This window comes from Actinocatenispora rupis (genome assembly GCF_016861975.1).
In the GTDB taxonomy this organism is placed as follows: domain Bacteria; phylum Actinomycetota; class Actinomycetes; order Mycobacteriales; family Micromonosporaceae; genus Actinocatenispora; species Actinocatenispora rupis.
On sequence record NZ_BOMB01000049.1, the window covers coordinates 18,466 to 40,660 of the forward strand.

General features: G+C 73.1%; 17 protein-coding genes and 1 riboswitch. Of the genes, 9 read left to right on the top strand and 8 right to left on the bottom strand.

The features are described from left to right. Position 1 precedes the first annotated feature (1 nt). Positions 2-1,381, top strand: a complete 1,380-nt coding sequence (gene eccD, locus Aru02nite_RS33600; protein WP_203664367.1) for a type VII secretion integral membrane protein EccD — start codon at positions 2-4, stop codon at positions 1,379-1,381. Positions 1,382-1,844: 463 nt separating this feature from the next. Here eccD and Aru02nite_RS33605 read toward each other — a convergent pair whose 3' ends face one another. From Aru02nite_RS33605 to eccB, 3 genes are read right to left on the bottom strand one after another with little or no spacing between them, the layout of a single operon-like run. Next, the gene (locus Aru02nite_RS33605) at positions 1,845-2,267 is read right to left on the bottom strand and encodes an FHA domain-containing protein (RefSeq protein ID WP_203664368.1); all 423 of its coding nucleotides are present in this window, start codon (positions 2,265-2,267) and stop codon (positions 1,845-1,847) included. A gap of 28 nt (positions 2,268-2,295) precedes the next feature. Then, the gene (locus Aru02nite_RS33610; RefSeq protein WP_203664369.1) at positions 2,296-2,973 is read right to left on the bottom strand and encodes a response regulator; all 678 of its coding nucleotides are present in this window, start codon (positions 2,971-2,973) and stop codon (positions 2,296-2,298) included. Between the two features lie 8 nt (positions 2,974-2,981). After that, entirely contained in the window at positions 2,982-4,505 is a 1,524-nt protein-coding gene (eccB, locus tag Aru02nite_RS33615) for a type VII secretion protein EccB (protein ID WP_308446292.1), read from the bottom strand. On the opposite strand from eccB, the gene eccE reads away from it, so the two are divergent. Further along, the gene (gene eccE / locus Aru02nite_RS33620) at positions 4,497-5,516 is read left to right on the top strand and encodes a type VII secretion protein EccE (protein WP_203664371.1); all 1,020 of its coding nucleotides are present in this window, start codon (positions 4,497-4,499) and stop codon (positions 5,514-5,516) included. The two genes, eccB and eccE, sit on opposite strands and share 9 nt — an antisense overlap. Before the next feature lie 722 nt (positions 5,517-6,238). Here the strand turns inward: eccE and Aru02nite_RS33625 are convergent. The 4 genes from Aru02nite_RS33625 to Aru02nite_RS33640 all read right to left on the bottom strand — a co-directional run bounded on the left by Aru02nite_RS33625 (position 6,239) and on the right by Aru02nite_RS33640 (position 9,523). Further along, positions 6,239-7,210: an acetylxylan esterase gene (locus Aru02nite_RS33625; RefSeq protein WP_239077118.1), complete on the bottom strand. Its 972-nt coding sequence runs from the start codon at positions 7,208-7,210 to the stop codon at positions 6,239-6,241. Positions 7,211-7,473: 263 nt separating this feature from the next. Next, positions 7,474-7,809, bottom strand: coding sequence for a DUF3817 domain-containing protein (locus tag Aru02nite_RS33630; protein WP_203664450.1), 336 nt, complete (start codon positions 7,807-7,809; stop codon positions 7,474-7,476). Between the two features lie 15 nt (positions 7,810-7,824). Then, a complete protein-coding gene (locus Aru02nite_RS33635) occupies positions 7,825-8,259 on the bottom strand; it encodes a hypothetical protein (protein ID WP_203664372.1) in 435 nt (144 codons plus the stop codon). Positions 8,260-8,293: 34 nt separating this feature from the next. Beyond that, complete coding sequence (locus tag Aru02nite_RS33640; RefSeq protein ID WP_203664373.1) at positions 8,294-9,523, bottom strand: DUF1906 domain-containing protein; 1,230 nt, start codon at positions 9,521-9,523, stop codon at positions 8,294-8,296. Positions 9,524-9,729: 206 nt separating this feature from the next. Here Aru02nite_RS33640 and Aru02nite_RS33645 point away from each other — a divergent pair, with 206 nt between their 5' ends. The 3 genes from Aru02nite_RS33645 to Aru02nite_RS33655 are packed head-to-tail and all read left to right on the top strand — an operon-like array spanning position 9,730 to position 13,458. Next, the gene (locus tag Aru02nite_RS33645; RefSeq protein ID WP_203664375.1) at positions 9,730-11,904 is read left to right on the top strand and encodes a transglycosylase domain-containing protein; all 2,175 of its coding nucleotides are present in this window, start codon (positions 9,730-9,732) and stop codon (positions 11,902-11,904) included. A gap of 60 nt (positions 11,905-11,964) precedes the next feature. Next, positions 11,965-12,903, top strand: coding sequence for a cytochrome c oxidase assembly protein (locus tag Aru02nite_RS33650; RefSeq protein ID WP_203664377.1), 939 nt, complete (start codon positions 11,965-11,967; stop codon positions 12,901-12,903). Between the two features lie 48 nt (positions 12,904-12,951). Beyond that, the gene (locus Aru02nite_RS33655) at positions 12,952-13,458 is read left to right on the top strand and encodes a DinB family protein (protein ID WP_203664379.1); all 507 of its coding nucleotides are present in this window, start codon (positions 12,952-12,954) and stop codon (positions 13,456-13,458) included. 168 nt (positions 13,459-13,626) lie between these two features. Here Aru02nite_RS33655 and Aru02nite_RS33660 read toward each other — a convergent pair whose 3' ends face one another. Continuing rightward, positions 13,627-14,268 carry a LysM peptidoglycan-binding domain-containing protein gene (locus Aru02nite_RS33660; protein ID WP_203664381.1) on the bottom strand — a complete coding sequence of 214 codons (642 nt, stop codon included), beginning with the start codon at positions 14,266-14,268 and terminating at the stop codon, positions 13,627-13,629. Continuing rightward, positions 14,269-14,433, bottom strand: a riboswitch (cyclic di-AMP (ydaO/yuaA leader). A 275-nt stretch (positions 14,434-14,708) separates the two neighbouring features. Between Aru02nite_RS33660 and Aru02nite_RS33665 the strand changes: the two genes are divergently transcribed. The 4 genes from Aru02nite_RS33665 to Aru02nite_RS33680 all read left to right on the top strand — a co-directional run bounded on the left by Aru02nite_RS33665 (position 14,709) and on the right by Aru02nite_RS33680 (position 22,182). Then, on the top strand, positions 14,709-16,790 hold the full coding sequence (locus Aru02nite_RS33665) for an FUSC family protein (RefSeq protein WP_203664382.1): 2,082 nt from the start codon (positions 14,709-14,711) through the stop codon (positions 16,788-16,790). Between the two features lie 211 nt (positions 16,791-17,001). Next, positions 17,002-18,201, top strand: a complete 1,200-nt coding sequence (gene thrS / locus Aru02nite_RS33670; protein WP_203664384.1) for a threonine--tRNA ligase — start codon at positions 17,002-17,004, stop codon at positions 18,199-18,201. Between the two features lie 76 nt (positions 18,202-18,277). Continuing rightward, positions 18,278-19,675, top strand: a complete 1,398-nt coding sequence (locus Aru02nite_RS33675) for a 3' terminal RNA ribose 2'-O-methyltransferase Hen1 (protein WP_203664385.1) — start codon at positions 18,278-18,280, stop codon at positions 19,673-19,675. Continuing rightward, the gene (locus Aru02nite_RS33680) at positions 19,672-22,182 is read left to right on the top strand and encodes a polynucleotide kinase-phosphatase (protein WP_203664386.1); all 2,511 of its coding nucleotides are present in this window, start codon (positions 19,672-19,674) and stop codon (positions 22,180-22,182) included. Before Aru02nite_RS33675 ends, Aru02nite_RS33680 begins: the two co-directional genes overlap by 4 nt. The last annotated feature ends 13 nt before the right edge of the window (positions 22,183-22,195 follow it).

Genomic DNA, 22,195 nt, shown 5'->3' on the forward strand with positions numbered 1-22,195 from the left:
CATGGCCGTGTCCTCGACGCCGCGCCGGGTCACCGTGGTCAGTCCACGGGCCCGGGTCGACGTGGCGCTCCCGGTGGAGAGCACGCTGGCCGAGTTGCTGCCGCAGCTCGTCGCGATGACCGGCGCCGAACTGCCCGAGCCGGCCCCCGCCGGTACGGTCAGCGGCTGGGCGCTGTCCCGGCTCGGCGCGCCCGCGTTCGAGTCGGGCCTGACCGTGGCCCGCGCTGGCGTACGCGACGGTGACGTGCTCTACCTGAACCCGCGTCGTACCCGGACGGCTCCGTTGCTGTTCGACGACGTGGTCGACGCGATCGCGTCCGCCGCCGAGCACAGCCCGACCGGGTGGCGGCGGCAAACGGCGCGGCAGGTGGCGCTGGGCGTGGCCGCGGTGGCGTTCGCGGGGCTGGCGGTGGCGGTCGCGCTGGCCGGGCCCGGCTGGCCGTGGTCGGCGATCGGGCCGGGCGCGCTGGCGCTGGCGCTCGCGGTCGGCGCCGGCGCGCTGTCCCGGGCGTACGGTGACTCGACGGCCGGGGCGGTCCTCGGCCTGGCCGGGGTGCCCGCCGCGGCGCTCGCCGGCCTCTTCCTGTTGCCCGGCAACGGATTCGGTACCGGTGCGGTCGCGCTCGGCCTGGCCTGCGTCACCGCGTACGCGGTGCTCGCCGCCGTCGCCGTGTCCGACCGGGTCGCGTGGTTCATCGGCGTGGCCGTTGCCGGCGCGTTCGGCTGCCTCGCCGCGACCCTCACCGTCCTCGTCGGCACCACCCCCGTACGCGGGGCCGCCGTCACCATCGCGCTCGCCGTCGCCGTCTGCCCGGCGCTGCCGATGATCGCGCTGCGGCTCGGCCGGCTGCCGCTGCCGCGCATCCCGTCCGACGTCGCCGCGTTCCGCGCCGAGGAGAACCCGGTGCTCGGGCGCGACGTCATCGACGAGACCGCCGCCGCCGAGGACGCGCTCAGCGGGCTCCTCGGCGCGCTCGCCGTCCTCGTGTGCGCCGGATCGACGGTGCTGCTGCTCGGCACCTCCCGGTACGGCTGGGCCGCCGCCGGCGTCGCCGGACTGGCGCTCGCCCTCCGCTCCCGGGCGTACGCGCTCGTCGCGCAGCGCGTCGTCCTGCTCGTCTTCGGCGTCGCCGTCCTCGCCGCCACCGCCGTACGGGTCGCGCTCGTCGGATCCCTCACCGTACGGCTCGTGCTGCTCGCCGTCATCGCCCTCGTCGCCGTCGGCTGCGCCGTCCACGCCACCCGCGTCGTCGGCCGTGACCCCTCGCCGTACTGGTCCCGGCTGCTCGACGTCGTCGAGTTCCTGGCGCTCGTCGGCATCATCCCGCTCGCCGCGGCGGTGCTCGACGTGTACGCGCGGGTGCGCTCACTCGCCGGATAGATTTTGTACGCCAGCGTGCCTGTGCGGCTCGCTGGCGTACTGGTGTGACTCCAGCGGAAGCGCGTTCGCTGGCGTATTGGTGTGACTCCAGTCGCCGGGTGTTGCTTGCTCTCGTGCTGCCTGTTTCCCCGGTGTTCGCCGCCCCTGCCGGGGCTTGGGGGTGCGAGAGAGGACGCTGTCCTCTCTCGCGCTCTCTCCTGCCAAAGGGGGCGAAGCCCCCTTTGGAAACCCCCTGAAGTAGGCAGATGCTTTCGCGTTCGCCTCTCGTTGCCGACCCAAGTCCTTGTGCGCCAACCGGAGTTGGCTTCATTCACCGGCGTGCTGCTACCCCGAGAAGTAGGCGACCTCTTGACCAGCCGCGGTCACCGGTGTTCGCGGGTGATGCTCGTTGTCCCGCCCTCCCGCTACCCACGTGATGGTGGCGCCCTTCGGCGCCTGCGGCGCCTCGGGTGCCGGGCGGGGGTCAGGGGTTGGTGATGAAGAGGAGGCGGAACTTGCCGATGCGGATCTCGTCGCCGTTGGTGAGGACGCCGGACTGGACGCGTTCGGAGTTGAGGTGGGTGCCGTTGAGGCTGCCGAGGTCCTTGACGAGGAACGTGGTGCCGTCGCGGTGGAACTCGGCGTGCCGGCGGGAGACGGTGACGTCGTCGAGGAAGATGTCGCCGTCGGGGTGCCGGCCGGCGGTGGTCACGTCGCGGTCGAGGAGGAAACGGGCGCCGGACTGGGCGCCGTCCCGGACCAGCAGCAACGCCATGTACGGCGGCAGGGTGCTGGCGAGGGCTGCCGCGGACTCGACGCGCGGATCGTTGAGCATCTCCTGGAACGCTTCCAGGTCGAGCACCGAGGTGGCGTCCATCAGCGGGCGCGTCTGGTCGGCAGTGGTCATTCCGTCACCCTACCGCCGCAGCCGGACATTATCCGCGGGGTGGCTGTCCCGGCTGCCGGACGGCAGGTTTGGGAACGATGCCGCGCCGGAACGCCTCGCCGGTCAGCTCGGCGCGGCGGCGGGCGCCGGTCTTCTCGCGGATCCGGTCCAGGTGCGACCGGACCGTGCGGACGCTGATCGACAGCGCGTCGGCGATGTCCTGGTCCCGCTCGCCCGCGGCGACCAGTCCGAGTACCTCGCGCTCCCGGTCGGACAGTTGCAACCGGGCCCCCGCGTACCGCTCGCGGGAGGAGTCGAGCAGGAACGACGCGAGCGTGGGCGACACGTAGCTGTTGCCGGCGGCGACCTCGCGGACCGCGCGCAGGATCTCGTCGGCGTCCGAGTTCTTCGTCAGGTACCCGCGGGCGCCGGCGGCCATCGCGGCGAGCACGTCCTCCTGGCTGCCGTGCGCGGACACCACGAGCACCTGGTGCCCGCGGCCGACCACGTCGACGACCGCCGCCGAGTCCTTCACCCCGGGCAGCCGCAGGTCGAGGATGACCACCCCACCCGGCTCCATCCGGTACGCCGCGAACTCCTCGACCGAACCGGCCGTCACGCCGACCGTCACGTCGGGCGCGTCGGCGAGCGCGCGCACCAGCGCCGCCCGGTACAGCGGATGGTCCTCGATCACGCACACCACGATCTGCGCCACGGCCGTGTCCATGCCTCCCCCTACGCCACCGCTGCCGCCGCCGTCGTCGACAGCGTCGGACCGGTCGGAAACAGTGCGAGCGTCGTGGTACGCAGGGACAGCGGGCGGGTCGCCCCGTATCCCAGTGCCTTGAGCGCCGCGTCGTCCGCGATCGGGAACCGTCGGCCCTGGTCGGTGATCAGGTACACCGTACCGGCGCGGACCAGCGCGGCGCGGCCCGGCGGCACGTACACCGCGTCGGCCGTACGGTCGTCGCCGCCGGTCGTCGGCACCGGCTTCGCGCCCGCCGGTACGGAGGACGCGGCGAGCATCAGCGTGGTCGGCGTGCCCGTCGCGCCGGTCGCGCACAACGCCACCTCGGCCCCGCCGGTCAGCGGCCGCAGCGCCCGGTCCGGGAAACCCTCGTCGTCCAGGCTGCCCCGTACGCTGTCGGCCAGGTCGGCCGCCGCGACCGGATGCGGCTTCGGCACCCCGTCCCGGTACGCCAGCTTGGCCTCCTTCGACGTGACCAGCAGTGTCGCCACGAACTCGGTCACCGGTCGCACCCGCCGCGCGCCCTCGACCACGTAGTACCGCGGGGCGCGGGAACCGATCGCGCCGGTGCTCAGCACCTCGCCGACCAGCGTCCGCTCGCCCCCGACCGTCGGCCCGGCCGACCCGTACGACAGGGCGGGGACGTCGAGGTCGGGGCCGAGCGGCACCGCGTCGACGAACGACCACGGCACCGCGACCGGATCACCGAAGCCGAGCGCCACCGCGGACGTCCGCGTCGTACGGAAGCGGCGGCCCTGGGCCAACAGGTAGAGCTGGCGGCCCGGATCGCGCACCACCAGGCCGTCCGCGTCACCCAACGGCCTGCCCGAGGGACGCGCGCCGACCATGGCGGTGGTCGTCGGCGCCGAGTCCGCCGGGCCGCCGGACGGCCGCTGCGAGCACACCGTCCACGGGCCGGTCAGCAGGGATCCCTTGCCCGGCAACGCTTCCGGCGCCCCGGCGATGCCCAGCTCGGCCCCCCGCGGCGCCGCCGCCAGCGACTTCGCCGACACCGACGCGGTCGCCGAACCGTTGCCACCGGCCAACAGCCGGGCCGACGCGTAGTTCAGCATCGGGTGCAGGCGGCCGTCCGAGGCGAACACGTAACTCGCGCCGGTGTCCTTGTTCACCACCACCTGGCCGGTCTTGCGCCAGTCGCTGCTCGCGCCCGGCCGGACCAGCCCGTAGATGCCGAAACCGGCCGTCACCAACAGCGCGCCGGCCAACCCCAGTACGGTGCCCAGGATCAGCCGCCGGCTCGGCGACACCGGATGGTTGGCATCCCCCGAAACGAGCGCGGACACCAGCCTCCGGCGCAGGAACTGGTACGCCTGCACCTGATCACGTTGTGTCCACATCGCACACCCGGGAGATCTCGACGGCCGACCGGTACGCGGTGCACTATAAGCGGGCCCGCCGACACCCCGGCACCGTAGAAATACCGACAGGGCGGTTTCCCAGTGGTCCACACCTCCACGCGCACGAAGCCGGCAGCCACCACCGTGCGCCATCGCCGACGCTTCCCGGTACGCCCCGGCCAGGTCGCCGTGTGGCAGCTCGCCGTCGTCGCCACCGTGCTCACCGACCCGACCCGCTGGCAGGGCATGGTCGTCGGTGGCGCCGGACTCGTCGCCGTCGGCCTCACCGCCCTGCCCTGGCGCGGCCGCTGGCTCTACCAGTGGGCCGGCACCGCGATCGCGTTCCGCGCCCGCCGTACGCCACCCGCGCCCGCCGGCGACCCCCTCGACGCCGTACTCCCCGGCCTGCGCGTGCACACCGTCGCCGACCGGGCCGGCAACCGTACCGGCGTCGCCGGCGACGGGCGCTGGTGGTCCGCCGTGCTGCGCGTCGGCCACGGCACCGACCCGCTGGCGCTCCTCGACCCGCTACGCAAGACGTACGACCGGGCCGACCTGCCGCCCGCCGCCGTCCAACTCGTCACCTGGACCGTGCCCGTCCCCGACAGCGACCCCGTACGCACCACCTGGCTCGCCGTACGGTTCTCGCCCACCGCCTGCCCGGCCGCCGTCGAAGCACGCGGCGGCGGCGTACAAGGAGCGCTCAGCGCCACCGCCAACTGCGCCCTCGGCCTCGCCCGCGACCTCGCCGAAGCCGGCATCGACGCCACCGTCCTCGACGCGCCCGACCTCCGCGACGACCTCACCGTCGCCCTCGGCGCCACCCCCGACACCCCGGCCCGCGTCGTCGAACGCTGGCGCCACCAGGAAATCGGCACCGGCCGGCAGTCCACCTACCGGCCCAGTACCCGCGTCTCACCCCGCGAACTCCTCACCGCCGCCACCCCCGGCACCGCCGCCTTCACCACCACCTCACTCACCCTCACCCGCCCCGACACCTCCACCACCCCCGACCTCCGCCTCCTCCTCCGCATCGCCACCCCACCCGCCCAGACCCGCCTCACCCCCGACACCCCCGCCCGCGCCCTCCACCTCCCCCTCTACCGCCTCGACGGCACCCACGCCCCCGCCACAACCACCACCCTTCCTTTGGCTTTGCCGTGACGCTGCGGCGGCCCCGTTTGGCTGCTGGCGGCGCCGGACCGAGACTTGTGTGCTGACGCACACGGCGCCTCGTCCCGGCTTGCCAGCAACCAAACGGGACTCGCCTCGCTCCCGTCCCCTCACATCACCGTTACTGCAAAAATCAAGCTATATAAAGGATGTCGCCGCCTGGCGCTGGCTTGATGGCCGGCGCACCGTTCCACCGACCCGGCGCCACTGCCGGAATCCGTTCCGCCGCACGGGAATGCACCGGGTGCGCCGCCTGGGCGCCGAAGGGCGCCACCATCACCCGGGTAGCGGGAGGGCGGGCAACGAGCATCACCCGCGAACACCGGTGACCGCGGCTGGTCAAGTGGTCGCCTACTTTTTGGGGTAGCAGTACGCCGGTGAATGAAGCCGAGTCCGGTTGTCGCACAAGGACTTGGGTCGGTGTCGAGAGGCGAACGCGAAAGCATCTGCCTACTTCAGGGGGTTTCCAAAGGGGGCTTCGCCCCCTGTGGCAGGAGAGAGCGCGAGAGAGGACAGGGTCCTCTCTCGCACCCCCATGCCCCGGCAGGGGCGCTCAGCACCGGGGAAAGATGCACCACAAGGACGACGCGAACGCGCACCATTGGAGTCGCACAAGACACCAGTGAACGCGCTCCGCTGGAGTCACACCAGTACGCCAGCGAGCCGCAAAGGCACGCTGGCGTACAAGGAAAGAAGCGCGGACCGCAGAACGGTCAGAGCTTCAGCACCGACCGCACGAAGCGCAAGGCTTCGAGCGTCTGGTACCCGCCCCCGCCCTCGTGCTGGTTGTACGGGTAGACGTTGATGTTCTTGTCGCCGGCGTAGTGGTTGTAGGCGGCGTAGACGGTGGAGGGCGGGCAGGTGACGTCCATGAGGCCGACGGAGAAGAGCGCGGGCGCGGTGGCGCGCGCCGCGAAGTTCAGACCGTCCACATAGGACAGTGTGCGGAACACGTCCTCGACCCGGTCCCGGTGCGTCCGCAGGAACATCCAGATCTCCTGGTACGCGTTGCCTTCGACGACGTCCAGCGCCCGCCGGAAGTGACACAGCGACGGTACGTCGACGACGGCGCCGGCAAGCCCGTCGCAGAGTCCGGCGGCGGCGAGCGCCAGCGACCCGCCCTGGCTGCCGCCGGCGACGACGACCCGCGCCGGGTCGACGGCGGGATGCGCGCGGGCCGCGTCGACCGCCCGCACCGCATCCGTGTACACCCGGCGGTAGTAGTAGTCGTGCGGGTCGAGGATGCCGCGCGTGATGGTCCCCGGCGTGACCGGGCCGGAGGATCCGACCGGGTCGCCGGTGGCGCCCGGCTGCAGCTTGCCGCCCTGCCCGCGGGTGTCCATGAGCAGGTGCACGTACCCGGCGTTCGCCCAGGTCAGCCACTCGAACGGGAAGCCCCGCCCGCCACCGTTGCCCAGGTACCCGACGACGCACGGCAGCGGCCCGTCCGCCCCGGCCGGTACGAGCAGCCAGCCGGCGACGGGGTGCCCGCCGTACCCGGGGAAGCGGACGTCGTACACGTCGACGAGGGTGAGCCCCGCATCGTACGGAGTGCAGGTCGGCGCCTCGTCGTGGCTGCGCGCCTCGGCGAGGGTCTCCGCCCAGAACTCGGCGAAGTCGGCGGGTTCCTCCCGCTCCGGCAGGTACCCGACGAGGTCGGTGAGCGGCATGTCGACGCGTGGCAACGGGGGCTCCTCGGTGCCGCCGGCGGCGCGGGGGCGGCGCACGGCGTGTCTCGGACGGTGGTGCGGCGCGACGCTGCGCTCGCGGAAACGGACTCACCGGCGTGCCACACCGCCCGCACGAACTCGCGGCAACGGACCCGCAGCGCGGCGGAACGGGCTCGCCGTGCGGTGCAACGGGCTCGCCGCGCCGCGGACCCTGGCTCACCGCGCGGAGCAACGGGCTCGCCGGTGGGGCCGCGCCGGGACGTGGCCCGGGCCGGATGCTACGCCCGAACCGCCTGCTCGGACCCGGCCCGCCGGGCCAGCTCGGCCCGTACCAGCTTGGTCGTACGGTGCTCGGCGACGAACGACACGATCGGGATCGTGCCGCACAGCATGACGAGGATCATCCGCCCGTACGGCCAGTCGAGCCGGCGCGCCAGGTCGAACGTCAGCACCAGGAACACCATGTACAGGAAGCCGTGCAGCGGGCCGACGATCGCGGAGACGATCGAGACGTGCGCGAGGTGGTTGAGCGGCACGCCGATGCCGAACAGTACGACGAGCCCGATGCTCACGACGATCGCGATGATCCGGTACCGGGTCAGCGCCCCGGCCACTCCAGCGTCCACGTGTCAGGATCCCTCGTACGTCGTCGGTCGGCCCGGGTAGTCCCGGCGGCTGCGGTGCGGGTTGGCGTTCTGCCAGGTGAGGTAGTCGTTGTAGGCGGCCAGCTCGGGGTCGTCGCGGGTGTCCTCGACGGGTGCCGCGCGCTCGACCCGGCGGATGCGCTCCGGTTCGGCGGGCGGGCGGGCGCCGGCGAGCACGGGCGCGGAGAGCCGCGTCGGCTGCTCCGGCTCGGTACGCCGGCGCTCGTCCCGGATGAGCTTGCCCCAGAACGCGACGGCGAACACCCCGAACACCGGCCACTCGAACGTGTAGCCCCAGCTCAGCGTGTTGCCCCCCTGGGCCCGGGTGAGCTGCCACCAGCACATGCCCAGGCACCCGCAGAACGCGAGCACCATGAGCGCGTGCAGCGCAAGCCACCGGGGCGACAGGAACCGTCGCATGGTGGTCAGCGTACCCGCGGCCCGGACCGACCTTCTACGCGACGTCGATCCACGAGCTGTCGATGTTGATCGTCACCCCGCCGTACTTCTCGTCGTGCGCGCCGGAGTACTGCTTCATGCGGTGGTGGCTGGCCCAGTACGTCGCCGGGATGTCGGGGTCGCTGACGGTCGCCTTGTGGTCCCACTGCGCGAAGTCGATCGTGCCGGGCATCGTGTACCGGCCGGACGGGCGCGCGGCGACCAGGTCGTCGATGGCCGCGGCGCGGCTGGAGTACACGCCGGAGCGGTAGTCGTGCGCGTGCAGCCCCTTCGTCCACGCCGACAGGTACGTGAGGACCGCGGTGGAGCAGGAACCGCCGCGCGGGTACCACTCCATGTCGTTGACGACGATCGAGCCGTGCGCCATCCCGTACTGGCCGGCCTTGGCGGCGGCGTCGGCGGCGTCGGCGGTGCCCTGGCTGGCGGCCTTGCTGGCGGTGATCTTGAACGGTTCGTTCGAGCAGGGTGCCTGGCGGCCGACGTAGATGGGGAAGACGTGCCAGCCGCGGCCGGTCTGCCGGCTCACCCAGGACGGGCCGAGGTTGGGCTGGTCGGGGCAGCCGAGGTCACCGCCGCCGATGTACACGCCGACCGCCCGGTAGTCGGACCCGCTGCGCCATTTGTCCATGGTGGCCGAGGTGGGTGCCTGGCAGGCGTCGAAGCCCCAGCCGCGGTGCGTGCCCGGCACCATCGTGGTCGCCGCCTCCGCCGCCTCCGGCCGTACGGCGCGCCGCGGGGTGGCGCCCGCGGTGATCCTCGCCGTGGCCAGGATCGCCGACAGTTGCGCCGGATCCGTCCCGTACGTGGTGCTCAGCAGTACCCCGGCGGCCTCCAGCGCCCACCGCCCCCCGTGGTCGGTGGACGCCGGCGCCGCCTCCGGTGTCCCGTGCGGGACGACCGTCGTACCGGGTGGGACCGTGCCGGTCAGCGGTCGGAGGCTGATCGTCTCGGTGCGGCCGGTGACGCGCGGCGGGCAGCTCGCCCGTTCGCCGGGCGTACCGAGGTAGATGGCGTGCCGGTCGACGCGGGCACACGTGTCGGGCTGCTCGGCCAGGTCGATCACCGGCCACGACTCGGGCACCCGCAACGCCAGCCCCGCGTACTCGACGGCTCTGGTGCCGGGCGCGCCCCAGCCGGCGGTGCCGGCGAGACCCGTCGTCGCAACGAGGGTCAGGACCGTGATTCCCGCCCACCTGAAGCGTTGTCGCCCCGTACCGCGCCGCACGGCATCCTCCCCCCGTCGGACCCAGCGGGTGTCGCGGTGCTGGGCTGACGACAAAAGACCTATCACCCGCGTTACCGGCGAGGGGGGCGTTTCGGCATATCACCGTCCGCACAGGGGAAACGGCGATTATCACTATCCGCAGTGGGGTGATTACCCGGTACTTGCCGGTTGCGGGCCTCCGGTCCGGTTCGGGGTAGCCTCGCCGGGTGGCCCACCCCGACCGCGATCGGCATCCGCTGATCAACCTCGCGTACCTCGTGCTCGCCAGTGTCCTGGCGGGCGTCGTGTGCGCCGCCGTCGCCTTTCCCGCCGTCGGCACCACCGGGTACGCGGCGAAGGTGGGCTCGGACTCGTTCGAGGACCTGCCGACGAAGCTCACGATCCCGCCCTCCCCGCAGAACTCGTACCTCTACGCGGCCGACGGCAGGACCGTGATCACCTCGTTCTACGAGGAGAACCGGCGCGACGTCACCCTCGACGAGATCCCCACCGTGATGCGGCACGCGATCGTCGCCGCCGAGGACAACCGGTTCTACGAGCACAAGGGCGTCGACGTGCGCGGCGTGCTGCGCTCGCTGGTCGCCAACAACACCGCTGGCGACGTGCAGCAGGGCGCCTCCACGCTGACCATGCAGTACGTGCGGAACGTGCTGGTCGAGTCCGCCGCGACGCCCAGCGAACGGCTCGCCGCGACCGCGCAGACCGCCGACCGCAAGATGCGCGAGATGCGGTACGCGCTGGCGCTCGAACAGAAGATGGGCAAGGACGAGATCCTCCGCCGGTACCTGAACATCGCCGCCTTCGGCAACCAGGCGTACGGGGTGTACGCGGCGAGCGAGCGGTACTTCTCGGTCCCGCCGCGGAAGCTGACGCTGGCCCAGGCGGCGTTGCTGGCCGGGCTGGTCAAGGAGCCCAGCGCGTACGACCCGACCCGGTCGGACCCGCGGCCGGCGACCGACCGCCGCAACTACGTACTGGACCGGATGGTGGCCCTGCACTACGTCTCGGCGGCGGACGCCGCGGCGGCGAAGAAGCAGGAGGTCCGGCTGCACCCCACCACCGTGCCGAACGGCTGCGTCGACGTGCCCGCGCGGCACCGCGACTGGGGTTTCTTCTGCGACTACTTCCTCACCTGGTGGCTGGGGCAGAAGCAGTTCGGCACGTCCAGCGCGGAGCGGATGAACCTGCTCAACCGCGGCGGGTACAAGGTGGTCACGACGCTGTCGCCGAAGGTGCAGGCGATCGCGCAGCACGAGGTGACCAGCCGCGTCTCCACGCACAACCCGTACGCGATCAACATGGCGGTGGTCCAGCCCGGTACCGGGAAGGTGCTGGCGATGGCGACCAACCGCAACTACAGCCTCGACACCTCGCACAACGGGCCGTCCACGCTGCACCACGGCCAGCGCGGCAACTACCCGAACACCACCAACCCGCTCATCTCCGGCGGCGGCGACATCGTCGGGTACCAGGCCGGTTCGACGTTCAAGATGTTCACGATGCTGGCGGCGTTGCAGGACGGGAAGAAGCTGGCCACGAACTTCCACGCGCCGGCCCGGTTCAAGACGCGGTACCCGGTGTCCGGCGCGGCGAGCTGCGGCGGCTACTGGTGCCCACGCAACGCCAACCCGTCGTGGATGGACGGCAACCGCACCATGTGGGACGGCTTCGGCCGCTCCGTCAACACGTACTTCGCGTGGCTGGAGCAGACCATCGGCGCCGAGAAGGTGGTCCGGATGGCGGAGCGGCTCGGCATCAGGTTCCGCGCGCAGAACGACGCCGACCTGGCCCGGTACGGCGCGCACCAGTGGGGCGCGTTCACCCTCGGGGTTGCCGCGACCACCCCGCTCGACCTGGCCAACGCGTACGCGACCGTTGCGGCGGAAGGGAAGTACTGCACGCCCCGCAGCGTGTTGTCCGTCTCCGACCGGTACGGGAAGGCGGTGCCGGTGCGTACCGGGTCGTGCAGGCGGGTGATCAGCGCCGACGTGGCGCGGGCGGCGACGGACGCGGCGCGCTGCCCGGTCGGCCAGCAGGGCTACTACCGGAAGTGCAACGGCGGTACCGCGCCGAACGGGTTCGGTTCCGCGGTGGGGCGGCCGTTCGCCGGCAAGACCGGTACGACGGACAACACCGCGACCGCCACGTTCGCCGGCTTCACCCCGGACTACGCGGCGGCCGCGATCGCCGCCGACCCGGACACGCCGCAGCACCTCGTCGGCGACGCGTACGCGGACAAGGTGGACTGGGCGGTCGGCAACACCATCCGCCGGGCGTCGTCCGGGATGCGGGTGCGCAACTTCGGCCGCCCGTCGGCGAAGATCGCCGGACACACCGGCAGCCCGCACAAGAAGCACAAGCCGCACCGCCGGCACCGGTGACCACCTGCCGTCCTGGCGGGGCGGCGCCGCGCGTACCGTGAGTGGCCGGGGGTGAGGGTCATGCCGGGAATGGGACACATGGGGCCGATGGAGGCGCCCACGTTCGCCCGGCTGCTCGCCCCGTCGGTCGACTGGTTCTTCCTGGTCTGCTGCGTTCTCGCCGCCGTCGTCTACCTGTACGGGGTGGCCCGGCTGCGGCGGCGCGGCGACCACTGGCCGGTGCTGCGTACGGTCGTCTGGCTGGCCGGGTTGGTCACCATCCTCGCGGTCACCTGCACCGGCCTCGGGTCGTACGGGATGGCGCTGTTCAGCGTGCACATGACGCAGCACATGGTGCTGAGCATGTTCTCGCCGATCCTGTTGCTGATGGCGGCGCCGATCACGCTGGCGCTGCGGGCGTTGCGGCCGGCGCCGCGCGGTCGCCGTGGCGCGCGGGAGATCCTGGTCGCGGTGCTGCGCTCGCGGGTGGCGCGGGTGCTCACCTCGCCGCTGGTCACCCTGCCGCTGTTCATCGCCAGCCTCTACGGGCTCTACTTCACGCCCCTGTTCGACGCCGCGATGAGCAACTGGTGGGGCCACCACTGGATGCTGGTGCACTTCCTGCTCGTCGGGCTGGCGTTCTTCTGGCCGATCATGGGTACCGACCCGGCGCCGCACCGGCCGCCGCACGTGTTCCGGATGGTCGAGCTGTTCATCGCCATGCCGTTCCACGCGTTCTTCGGGATCGCGGTGATGCAGTCGGCGACGCTGATCACCCACACGTTCGCGCATCCGCCGCTGTTCTGGGGGATCCGGCCGCTGACCGACCAGCACACCGGTGGCGCGATCGCCTGGGCGTTCAGCGAGGCGCCGACCCTGCTGGTGCTCGGCGCCCTGTTCTACCAGTGGGTGCGGGACGAGGACCGCCGGGCCCGCCGCGCCGACCGTGCCGCGGACCGGGACGGGGACGCCGAGCTGGCCGCGTACAACGCGTATCTGACGCGCATCAACCAGCAGTGAGGCCGATGCGGTCACGGGCTGGCCGCAGGTGGTGGCACGCTCGGACCCATGGGCGAGAACGAAGTACTGCGGATGTTCCTGGCGGGTCAGCGCGCCGCGTTCCGGTCGATCGTGGACGGGCTGGACGAGCAGCAGGTACGCGCGGTGCCGTCGGCGAGTTCGATGTGCCTGGCCGTCCTGGTGAAGCACGCGATCGACGGCGAGGAGACGATGACCGGCCGGATCGCGGGCGACCCGCCGGCGGACGACCCGGTCGCGCGCTGGCAGTCCGGGTGGCGGGTCGGCGACGACGAGACGTTGGCCGCGCTGCTGGCGCGCTGGGACACCGTGGCCGCGCGTACCGAGAAGGTGTTGGCGGCGGAGGACGACCTGGACCGGGAGGTGCCGCTGCCGGAGTCGGTGCGGCGGTGGATGCCGAACGAAGGCGCGTACACGGTGCGGTGGCTGGTGCTGCACGAGCTGGAGGAGCTGGCGCGGCACGCCGGGCACGGCGACATCATCCGGGAGTCGATCGACGGCGCCGTCGGATACCTCGGCAAGCAGCGTCCGGCCTGACGTACGTCGGCGGCCGGCAGGCGTGACACGCGCTGCCGGCCGCCGATCGAGCGTGCGCGTCGGGGGGACGTCCGCGCACGGTGCGCGCCACGGGCCGGGGGAGTACCCGGGCGTCGCACTCTGCTCCACGCTGCCGGCGGCGGGCCGGCGCGTACGGAGCAGGGTCGGTCAGGCCAGGACGAGCACCTGGCCGGGGAAGATCAGGTTCGGGTTGCCGTGCAGGGTCGACGCGTTGGTCTTCGCGAGCTGGTGCCAGCCGCCGGAGACCTTGTGGTCGGCCGCGATCCGGGACAGCGTGTCGCCGCTGCGCACGGTGTACTTCGGGCCCGACTTCGGGCTGCCGGCCTTCGACCCGGTCGACGACCCGGTCGACGAGCCGCCGCCGGAACCGGTCGACGACGAGCCGGAGCCGCCGGTGTTGCTGCTGCTGTAGTTGCCGCCGCCGTCGCCGGCGTGCGCGCCGCAGACCGGCCACGCGCCGATGCCCTGGCCGGCCTTGACCTTCTCGGCGATCGCGATCTGCTCGGTACGGCTGGCCTGGTCGGCGCGCGCCGCGTACTGCTGGCCGCCGTAGCCGCTCCACGTGCTCTGGCTGAACTGCAGCCCGCCGTAGTAGCCGTTTCCGGTGTTGATGGCCCAGTTGCCGCCGGACTCGCACTGGGCGATGGCGTCCCAGTTGGTACCCGCCGCGGCGGCGGTCCCGGTCATCCCGAACAGCGGTACCGCGGTGACGGCGCCGGCCGCGACGGCGGTGACGGCGACCCGCCGGCCGAGCCGGCTCGGGCGTGACGGGGCACGGTGCTTCGCCATGCTGTCTCCCTCGTTCGCCTGCGAGGTGAGCTGTCGGGTTCGGGCCGAGGGTGCTGGCCCGGCCGCGCGGATCCGCGGCTTCACCCCGAGGCGCCGGCCAGAGCCGGCACCGAGGAACCTGGGTCCCCCGCTCCATGCCGTGGGTCGATCAGGGGGTCCACCGTGCCGGCGGCATGGACTCGGCGTTCCGGCCGGTGGCGCCCGCGGTACGCGGACCGGCCGACGTTAAGCACGGGGGCACCGCCGTGGCAAAGCCCGGACGCGTACGGCGTGGGGCAGGCCACTCCCACAGCCGTGCAGGGGGCCGCAGACGGGACGCCCGGGCGGATACCGGTAGGCCCGGGAAACGGTACGGTTGACGGCTTTGCCGCGTGTGCGCACCATGACCGCGTTCACTTTCCGCGGTACCGATCGCGTACCGGGGACGGGGTGCGGCGACGATGGTCGTCGTGTCGGCCACCGGTTCACCCCGCGCGCAGCGCTGGACCGACCTCGTCGCCGCCGGGTACGACCGGATCGTCGCGTCGGACCCGGGTCTCGCCCGCCTCCGCCTCGCCCTCGGCGTACTCGCCAGCGTGGCGCTGGCCGCGACGGTGCTGGCGCTGACCGGGTTCGCGCCGACCGCGGTGCTGCTGGGGGCGAGCATCGCGATGATCGCCTCGTCCGGTCCGGTACTGCCGACCCCGCGCAAGCAGGCGGCGGTGGTGGCGTTGACGATCGTTCCGGCGGTCGTGTCGTTGACGGTCAGTGCGCTGCTGTCCCCGTACCGGATCGTTGCGGACCTGGTGTTCCTGGTCGTCATCTTCGTGGCGGTGTACATCCGCCGGATCCCGGACTACGGCTTCCCGCTGGGTTTCCCGGCGTTCATGATGTTCTTCTTCGCGTCGTTCGTGCACGCGACGGTGGCGCAGCTGCCGATGCTCGTCCTCGCGGTGGCGATCGGCCTGGTGTGCTGCGCGCTGGTGCGGCTGGGGCTGCTGCGACCCCGCTCCACCCACACGTACGGGCGGGTCCGGCGCGGGTTCCAGGCCCGTCTCGCGCAGGTGCTGGACGGCGTGGTGGATCTGCTCGACGAGCCGGATCCGCGGCGGGCGGACCGGTTGCGGCGCCGGGTGGCGCGCATGCACGAGAGCGCGCTGATGGTGGAGGCGGAGCTGGACAGCCCGCTCGCCCCGCCGTACGCGGGGACGCACCAGCGGCGGGTGCTGACCGCCGAACTGGCCGCGGAACGGCTGGCCGCGGAGGCGCGTGCGCTGGCCGCCGATCCCGAGCTGTCCATAGTGGACAGACGCTGGGTACTCGGCCGGCTGACCCCGCTGGTGGCCCTGGTCCGCGCCGACCGCCGGCCGAACGCGCCGCGCTTCGCCGTACCGGAGTGGGCGGCCGAGCCGACCGCGGACGCCCCGCCCGCGCTGCACGCGATCCTGTGGTCCGCGGCCGATCTCGCCACCACGATCGCCCGCGCGCACGAGGATCCCGCCCCGTCCGCCACCGGTGACGCGCCCGACGAGCAGGACGAGGATCCGTCTCCCCGGCCCGCGCCGCCGCCGGTGAGCGGGCTCGCCGGCAGGCTGCTTCCCAGTACGCGGCAGGCGATCCAGGCCACGCTCGCCTGCGCGCTCGCCATCCTCGCCGGCGAACTGCTGTCCCCGCAACGCTGGTACTGGGCGGTCATCGCCGCGTTCGTCGTGTTCGCCGGGACCAGTTCGGCCGGGGAGACCCTGATGAAGGGGTTCCGCCGGGTGGTCGGCACGCTCGTCGGCATCGTCACCGGGACGCTGGTGGCCATCCTCGTCACCGGCCACCTGCCGCTGGTCGTGGTGCTGCTGTTCGTGTGCATCTTCGCCGGCTTCTACCTGATGCCGATCTCGTACAGCTCGATGGTCTTCTTCATCACCGTCATGCTCGGCCTGCTGTACAGCCTGCTCGGCACGTTCACCCCCACCCTCCTGGTACTCCGGCTGGAGGAGACCGCCATCGGCGCCGCGGCCGGCGCGCTCGCCGCCCTGCTCGTCCTGCCGACCAGTACCCGGACCGCGTTGCGTACGGCGACGGCGGACTTTCTGGACCAGCTCGCCGGCTTCGTCGACGCGACCGCCGACTGCCTCGCCAACGGCGAACTCGTCGACCTCGTCGACGCCGCCCGCGACCTTGACGCCGCGCTCGACGCGGTGCACCGGACCGCGGAACCGTTGCTGCACCGGGCAACCCCGCGCCGGGCCCGGCGTTCGGACACCCGGCACCTGGTCTCGCTGCTGGACCGGTGCGGGTACCACGCGCGGGCGGTTGCGGCACACGCCGAGCCGGCCGCGCTGCCCGCGGACGCCGCGCTCGTCCGGTTCACCGGCGAGGTGTCGGGCACGATCCGGGCGCTGCTGCCGGACGCGACGACCGCGCCGCCGGAGCGTACGACGGTGTGCCTGCCGGCGACGGTGGACCCGGACACCCGCGTGGTCCTGCGGCACCTGACCGATCTCGACACCACGATCCGCGCCGCCGTACCGACGTTGCGCCCGGCGTGACGGCACGCCGGCAAGGCGCTGGACGTACACCGGGGTCGGGGTTATGGTCGTCGGCATGAGCGCAGGACACCGCTGCACGACGACGACGCCGAGCATCCCGGCGTCCGTCGCGGTGACCTGAGTTCACCCGCATCGACACGACAGGCCCCGGGCAGCAGACCCGGGGCCTGTCTCGTGTCCGGGTCGCCCGGTGCCGGAACGGAGACCCGCCATGTCCGACCACCGCCAGCTCGGTCGCGCCCTCGACCTGTTCGACACCGACCCGCTCGCCGGGCCCGGCCTGCCCCTGTGGCTGCCGGACGGTGCCGTGATCCGCGCCGAACTCGAACGCCTCGCCGCGGAGACCGCCGAACGCGACGGCTGTCACCCCACCTACACCCCGGTCCTGGCCAAACGCGAGCTGTACGAACGGTCCGGGCACTGGGAGAAGTTCGCCGACGACATGTTTCCCGCGATGCGGGTCGGCGGCGAGGACTACGTGCTGCGCCCGGCGAACTGCCCGCACCACGCCCTCGTGTACGCCGCGCGCCAGCGCAGCGTCCGCGACCTGCCGTACCGGGTGAACGAGCTGGGCAGCATGTTCCGCAGCGAGCTGTCCGGCGTGCTCACCGGCCTGTCCCGGGTACGCCAGATCAACCTCGACGACACCCACGTGTTCTGCGCGCCGGAGCAGGTGCGCGACGAGATCGTGCGGGCGCTGCGCTCGATCGTCCGGGTGTACGGGATCCTCGGCGTCGACGTGGCGTACTTCCGGCTGTCGCGGCGGTCGGCCGAGGGCCGGTACCTCGGCGGTGACGAGCTGTGGCGGCAGGCCGAGGCGCAGCTCGCGGACGCGTTGGTCCACTGTGGACTGTCGTACCGGGAGGCGCCGGGGGAGGCCGCGTTCTACGGGCCGAAGATCGACGTGCAGGTGGTCGACCCGTCCGGGCGGGAGGAGACCCTGTCGACCGTGCAGCTCGACTTCAACCAGCCCGTCCGCTTCGACCTCTCGTACGTCGGGCACGACGGCGCGCGGCACCGTCCCGTCATGATCCACCGCGGCGTGGTGGGCGCGATGGAGCGGATCGTCGCGTACCTCCTGGAGAAGCACGACGGTGCCCTGCCGACCTGGCTGTCCCCGGTGCAGGCGGTCGTCCTGCCGGTCGCCGCGGCCCACCTGCCGTCCGCCGGGAAGCTGCTGGAGTCGTTGCGGGACAACGGGATCCGCGCCGAGCTGGCCGGACCGGAGGACACCCTCGGCGCCCGCGTACGCCGGGCCCGGGAGCGGCGCGTGCCGTACCAGGTGGTGGTGGGGGAGCGGGAGTGCGCGTCGGGCGGTGCCGCGGTACGGACCCGGGACGGCGCGCGACGCGACCTGGACCGGGCCGAGCTGATCGCCGAACTGCGGGCCCGCGTCGCGGACCGTACCTGAGCGTCGGCGCCCGCCCGTCACCCGCGGCGCGGTTAACCGGTTCCGGGCGGGTGACGGCGGCTGGCACGATGATCGGGTGCTACTCACGATCACCACGACGCACGCACCCGCCACCGACCTGGGGTACCTGCTGGTCAAGCATCCGGACCGGGTGCACACCGTGACCACCTCGGTCGGCACCGCGCACGTGTTCTTCCCGGCGGCGGAGGAGCATCGGTGCACGGCGGCGCTGCTGCTGGAGGTGGCGCCGGAGAAGCTCGCCGGCCTGCGCGGCGGCGACCACTTCGCCCTCGGCCGGTACGTCAACGATCGGCCGTACGCGGCGACCTCGCTGCTCGCCGTCGCCCTCGCCAAGGCGTACTCGTCCGCGCTGCGCGGCGTCAGCAAGGACCGTCCGGAGCTGGCCGCGACGGCGATCCCGCTGGAGATCGGCGTACCGGCGCTGCCCGGACATCCGTTGGTGGAGCGGCTGTTCGGCCCGCTGGGCTGGGACGTGACGGTGCGCCCGGTGCCGCTGGCGCCCGAGTCCTGGGGCGACTCGCGGTACGGCACGGTCACCCTGCGCGGCACCCACCGCCTCGCCGACGCCCTCAACCACCTGTACGTGCTGCTGCCCGTACTCGACGGCGGCAAGCACTACTGGGTCGGCCCGGACGAGGTCGACAAGCTGATCCGGGCCGGGACCGGTTGGCTCGCCACGCATCCGGACCGCGCGCTCATCACCGACCGGTACCTGGCGCACCAGCGCGCGTTCACCCGTACGGCGAACCGGCTGCTGGACGACGATCCCGACCTGCTGGATCCCGACCGGCCCGCCGGCGACCAGCTCGACGCTCCACCGGCCGACACCCCGGATCCGGTGGTACGACTGGGAGAGCGGCGGCGCGACGCGGTGCTCGCCGCGCTGGCGGACACCGGGGCGAGCCGGGTGCTGGACCTCGGCTGCGGCTCCGGCGTACTGCTGGGCGCGCTGGCCGCCGACCCGCGGTACACGGAGGTGGTGGGGGCGGACGTGTCGGCGTCGGCGCTGGCGGCGGCCGAGCGGCGGCTGGAGCGGCTCGCGGACCGGCAGCGGGCCCGGATCACGTTGCGGCAGACCGCCCTCACGTACGCGGACGCCCGGCTCACCGGGTACGACGCGGCGGTCCTGATGGAGGTCGTCGAGCACGTCGACGAGTCGCGGCTGCCGGCGCTGGCGCGCGCCGTGTTCGGCTCCGCCAGGCCCGGCGCCGTCGTCGTCACCACCCCGAACGTGGAGTACAACGTGCGCTATCCGGCGCTGGCCGCGGGCACGATGCGGCACACCGACCACCGGTTCGAGTGGACCCGCGCCGAGTTCGCGGACTGGGCGACGCGGGTCGCCGAGTCGTACGGGTACACGGTGGTGTTCCGGCCGGTCGGCGACGAGGACCCGGAGGTCGGGGCGCCGACCCAGCTCGCGCTGTTCACCCGCGTCGAGGGGGTGGCGGCATGACGGAGATCGCGGTACCGGACCTGGCGCTGGTGGCGCTCGTCGGCGTGTCCGGCTCGGGCAAGTCGACGTTCGCGCGCACGCACTTCCGGCCGACGCAGGTGCTGTCCTCGGACGCGTTCCGGGCGATGGTCGCCGACGACGAGAACGACCAGTCCGCCTCGGCCGCCGCGTTCGACGCCCTCCACCACGTCGCCGGGCTGCGGCTGCGGGCCGGACGGCTGACCGTCGTCGACGCCACCAACACCCAGCGGTACGCGCGGGCCGAGCTGGTCCGCGTCGCCCGCGAGCACGACGTACTGCCGGTGGCGATCGTGCTGGACCTGCCGGAGCAGGTGTGCGCGGAGCGTACCGAGGCGCGGTCGGACCGGCACGTGAGCCGGCGGGTGCTGCGCCGGCAGCGGGACGAGCTGCGCCGCGGGCTGCGTGGCCTGCGCCGCGAGGGCTTCCGCAAGGTGTACGTGCTGAGCACGCCGGAGGAGGTCGACGCCGCCGTCGTCACGTACGAGAAGCAGTACAACGACCGGCGGGAGCTGACCGGGCCGTTCGACATCGTCGGTGACGTGCACGGCTGCCGGGCCGAGCTGGAGTCGCTGCTGACTGGGCTCGGCTGGCGGATCGACCGCGACGCGGACGGCGCCGCGGTGGGCGCGTCGCACCCGGCCGGGCGTACCGCGGTGTTCGTGGGCGACCTGGTGGACCGCGGGCCGGACACGCCGGGGGTGCTGCGGCTGGTGATGGGCATGGTCGCCGCCGGCACCGCGCTGTCGGTGTGCGGCAACCACGAGCAGAAGCTGGCGCGCAAGCTCGCCGGCCGCGACGTCACCGTCCGGCACGGGCTGGAGACCACGCTCGCCCAGTTCGAGAAGCTGGATCCCGTTGCGGTACAAGGGTTCCACGAGTTCTGCGACGGGCTCGTCTCGCACTACGTGCTGGACGGTGGGCGCCTGGTCGTGGCGCACGCCGGCCTGAAGGAGGAGTACCAGGGGCGCTCGTCGGCCCGGGTCCGCTCGTTCTGCCTGTACGGGGAGACCACCGGCGAGACCGACGAGTACGGGCTGCCCGTGCGCTACCCGTGGGCGGCGGACTACCGCGGCGACGCGACCGTGGTGTACGGCCACACCCCGGTGCCCGAGCCGGAATGGCTCAACGACACGCTCTGCGTCGACACCGGCTGCGTGTTCGGCGGCAGCCTCACCGCCCTGCGGTACCCGGAGCGCGAGATCGTGTCCGTCCCCGCCGAGCGGGTCTGGTACGAGCCGGTCCGGCCGCTCGCGCCGCCGCCGCGGGAGGACGACCTGCTCGACGTGGCGGACGTGACGGGCCGCCGCCGCATCGACACCGGGTACGGCGCGGTCACCGTCGGCGCCGAGGAGTCCGCCGCCGCGCTGGAGGTACTGAGCCGGTTCGCCGTGGATCCGCGGCTGCTGCCGTGGCTGCCGCCGACCATGGCGCCGTGCTCGACGTCCACTGTGGACGGATACCTGGAGTATCCGACGGAGGCGTTCGAGGACTACCGGAAGGCGGGCGTGACCCGGGTCGTGTGCGAGGAGAAGCACATGGGTTCGCGCGCGGTCGTGCTCGTCGGCCGGGACGACGACGCGTTCCCGGTGCCCGGCCCCGGCGCGCTCTACACCCGCACCGGCCGCTCCTTCTTCACCGACGGTACCGGCGAGGCGCTGCTGCGCCGGGTGCGCGCCGCCGCGGCCGGACTGTTCGAGGAGCTGAGCACCCGGTGGCTGCTGCTCGACGCGGAACTGCTGCCGTGGTCGGCGAAGGCGGGCCAGCTGATCCGCGACGAGTACGCGCCGGTCGCCGCCGCGGCGGGTGCCGCGCTGCCCGCCGCGCTGTCCACAGTGGACGCCGCGGTGGCGCGCGGGCTGGACCTCGGCGCGCTCCGCGACCGGCTCGCCGCCCGAGCCGCGTCCGCCGCCGCGTACGCCGAGGTCTACCAGCGGTACTCCTGGCCCACCGACGGGCTGACCGGGCTGCGCCTCGCGCCCTTCGCCGTACTCGCCAGCGAGGGCGCCAGCCACGCCGGCCGCGACCACGGCTGGCAGCTCGACCGCGCCGACCGGCTCGCCGCCGCCGACCCCGAGCTGATCGCGAGCACCCGCCGGATCGTCGTCGACACCACCGATCCCGACTCGGTACGTGCCGGCACGGACTGGTGGCTCGCGCTCACCGCCGCCGGCGGCGAGGGCATGGTCGTCAAGCCGTACCACGGACTGTCCACACCGGACGGTGGCCGGCAGGGCCAGCCCGGCATCAAGTGCCGTGGCCGGGAGTACCTGCGGATCATCTACGGGCCGGACTACACCGAGCCGGCGACGCTGGCCCGGCTGCGCGACCGCAAGCTCGGCCGCAAGCGTTCCCTCGCCTGGCGCGAGCACGTACTCGGGCTGGCCGCGCTGGACCGGCTCGCCGCCGGCGCCCCGCTGTACCGGGTGCACGAGGTCGTCGCCGCGATCCTCGCCTGCGAGTCCGAACCCGTCGACCCGCGTCTCTGACCTGCGCCGGGGT

Excerpts from the sequence above, each read along its gene's own strand:
- Aru02nite_RS33635 (WP_203664372.1), bottom strand. The coding sequence starts at position 8,259 with ATGCGACGGTTCCTGTCGCCCCGGTGGCTTGCGCTGCACGCGCTCATG.
- eccD (WP_203664367.1), top strand. The coding sequence starts at position 2 with ATGGCCGTGTCCTCGACGCCGCGCCGGGTCACCGTGGTCAGTCCACGG.
- eccB (WP_308446292.1), bottom strand. The coding sequence starts at position 4,505 with ATGGCGCACGGTGGTGGCTGCCGGCTTCGTGCGCGTGGAGGTGTGGAC.
- Aru02nite_RS33680 (WP_203664386.1), top strand. The coding sequence starts at position 19,672 with ATGACGGAGATCGCGGTACCGGACCTGGCGCTGGTGGCGCTCGTCGGC.
- Aru02nite_RS33605 (WP_203664368.1), bottom strand. The coding sequence starts at position 2,267 with ATGACCACTGCCGACCAGACGCGCCCGCTGATGGACGCCACCTCGGTG.
- Aru02nite_RS33665 (WP_203664382.1), top strand. The coding sequence starts at position 14,709 with ATGGTCGTCGTGTCGGCCACCGGTTCACCCCGCGCGCAGCGCTGGACC.
- Aru02nite_RS33650 (WP_203664377.1), top strand. The coding sequence starts at position 11,965 with ATGCCGGGAATGGGACACATGGGGCCGATGGAGGCGCCCACGTTCGCC.
- Aru02nite_RS33610 (WP_203664369.1), bottom strand. The coding sequence starts at position 2,973 with ATGGACACGGCCGTGGCGCAGATCGTGGTGTGCGTGATCGAGGACCAT.
- Aru02nite_RS33655 (WP_203664379.1), top strand. The coding sequence starts at position 12,952 with ATGGGCGAGAACGAAGTACTGCGGATGTTCCTGGCGGGTCAGCGCGCC.
- Aru02nite_RS33660 (WP_203664381.1), bottom strand. The coding sequence starts at position 14,268 with ATGGCGAAGCACCGTGCCCCGTCACGCCCGAGCCGGCTCGGCCGGCGG.
- thrS (WP_203664384.1), top strand. The coding sequence starts at position 17,002 with ATGTCCGACCACCGCCAGCTCGGTCGCGCCCTCGACCTGTTCGACACC.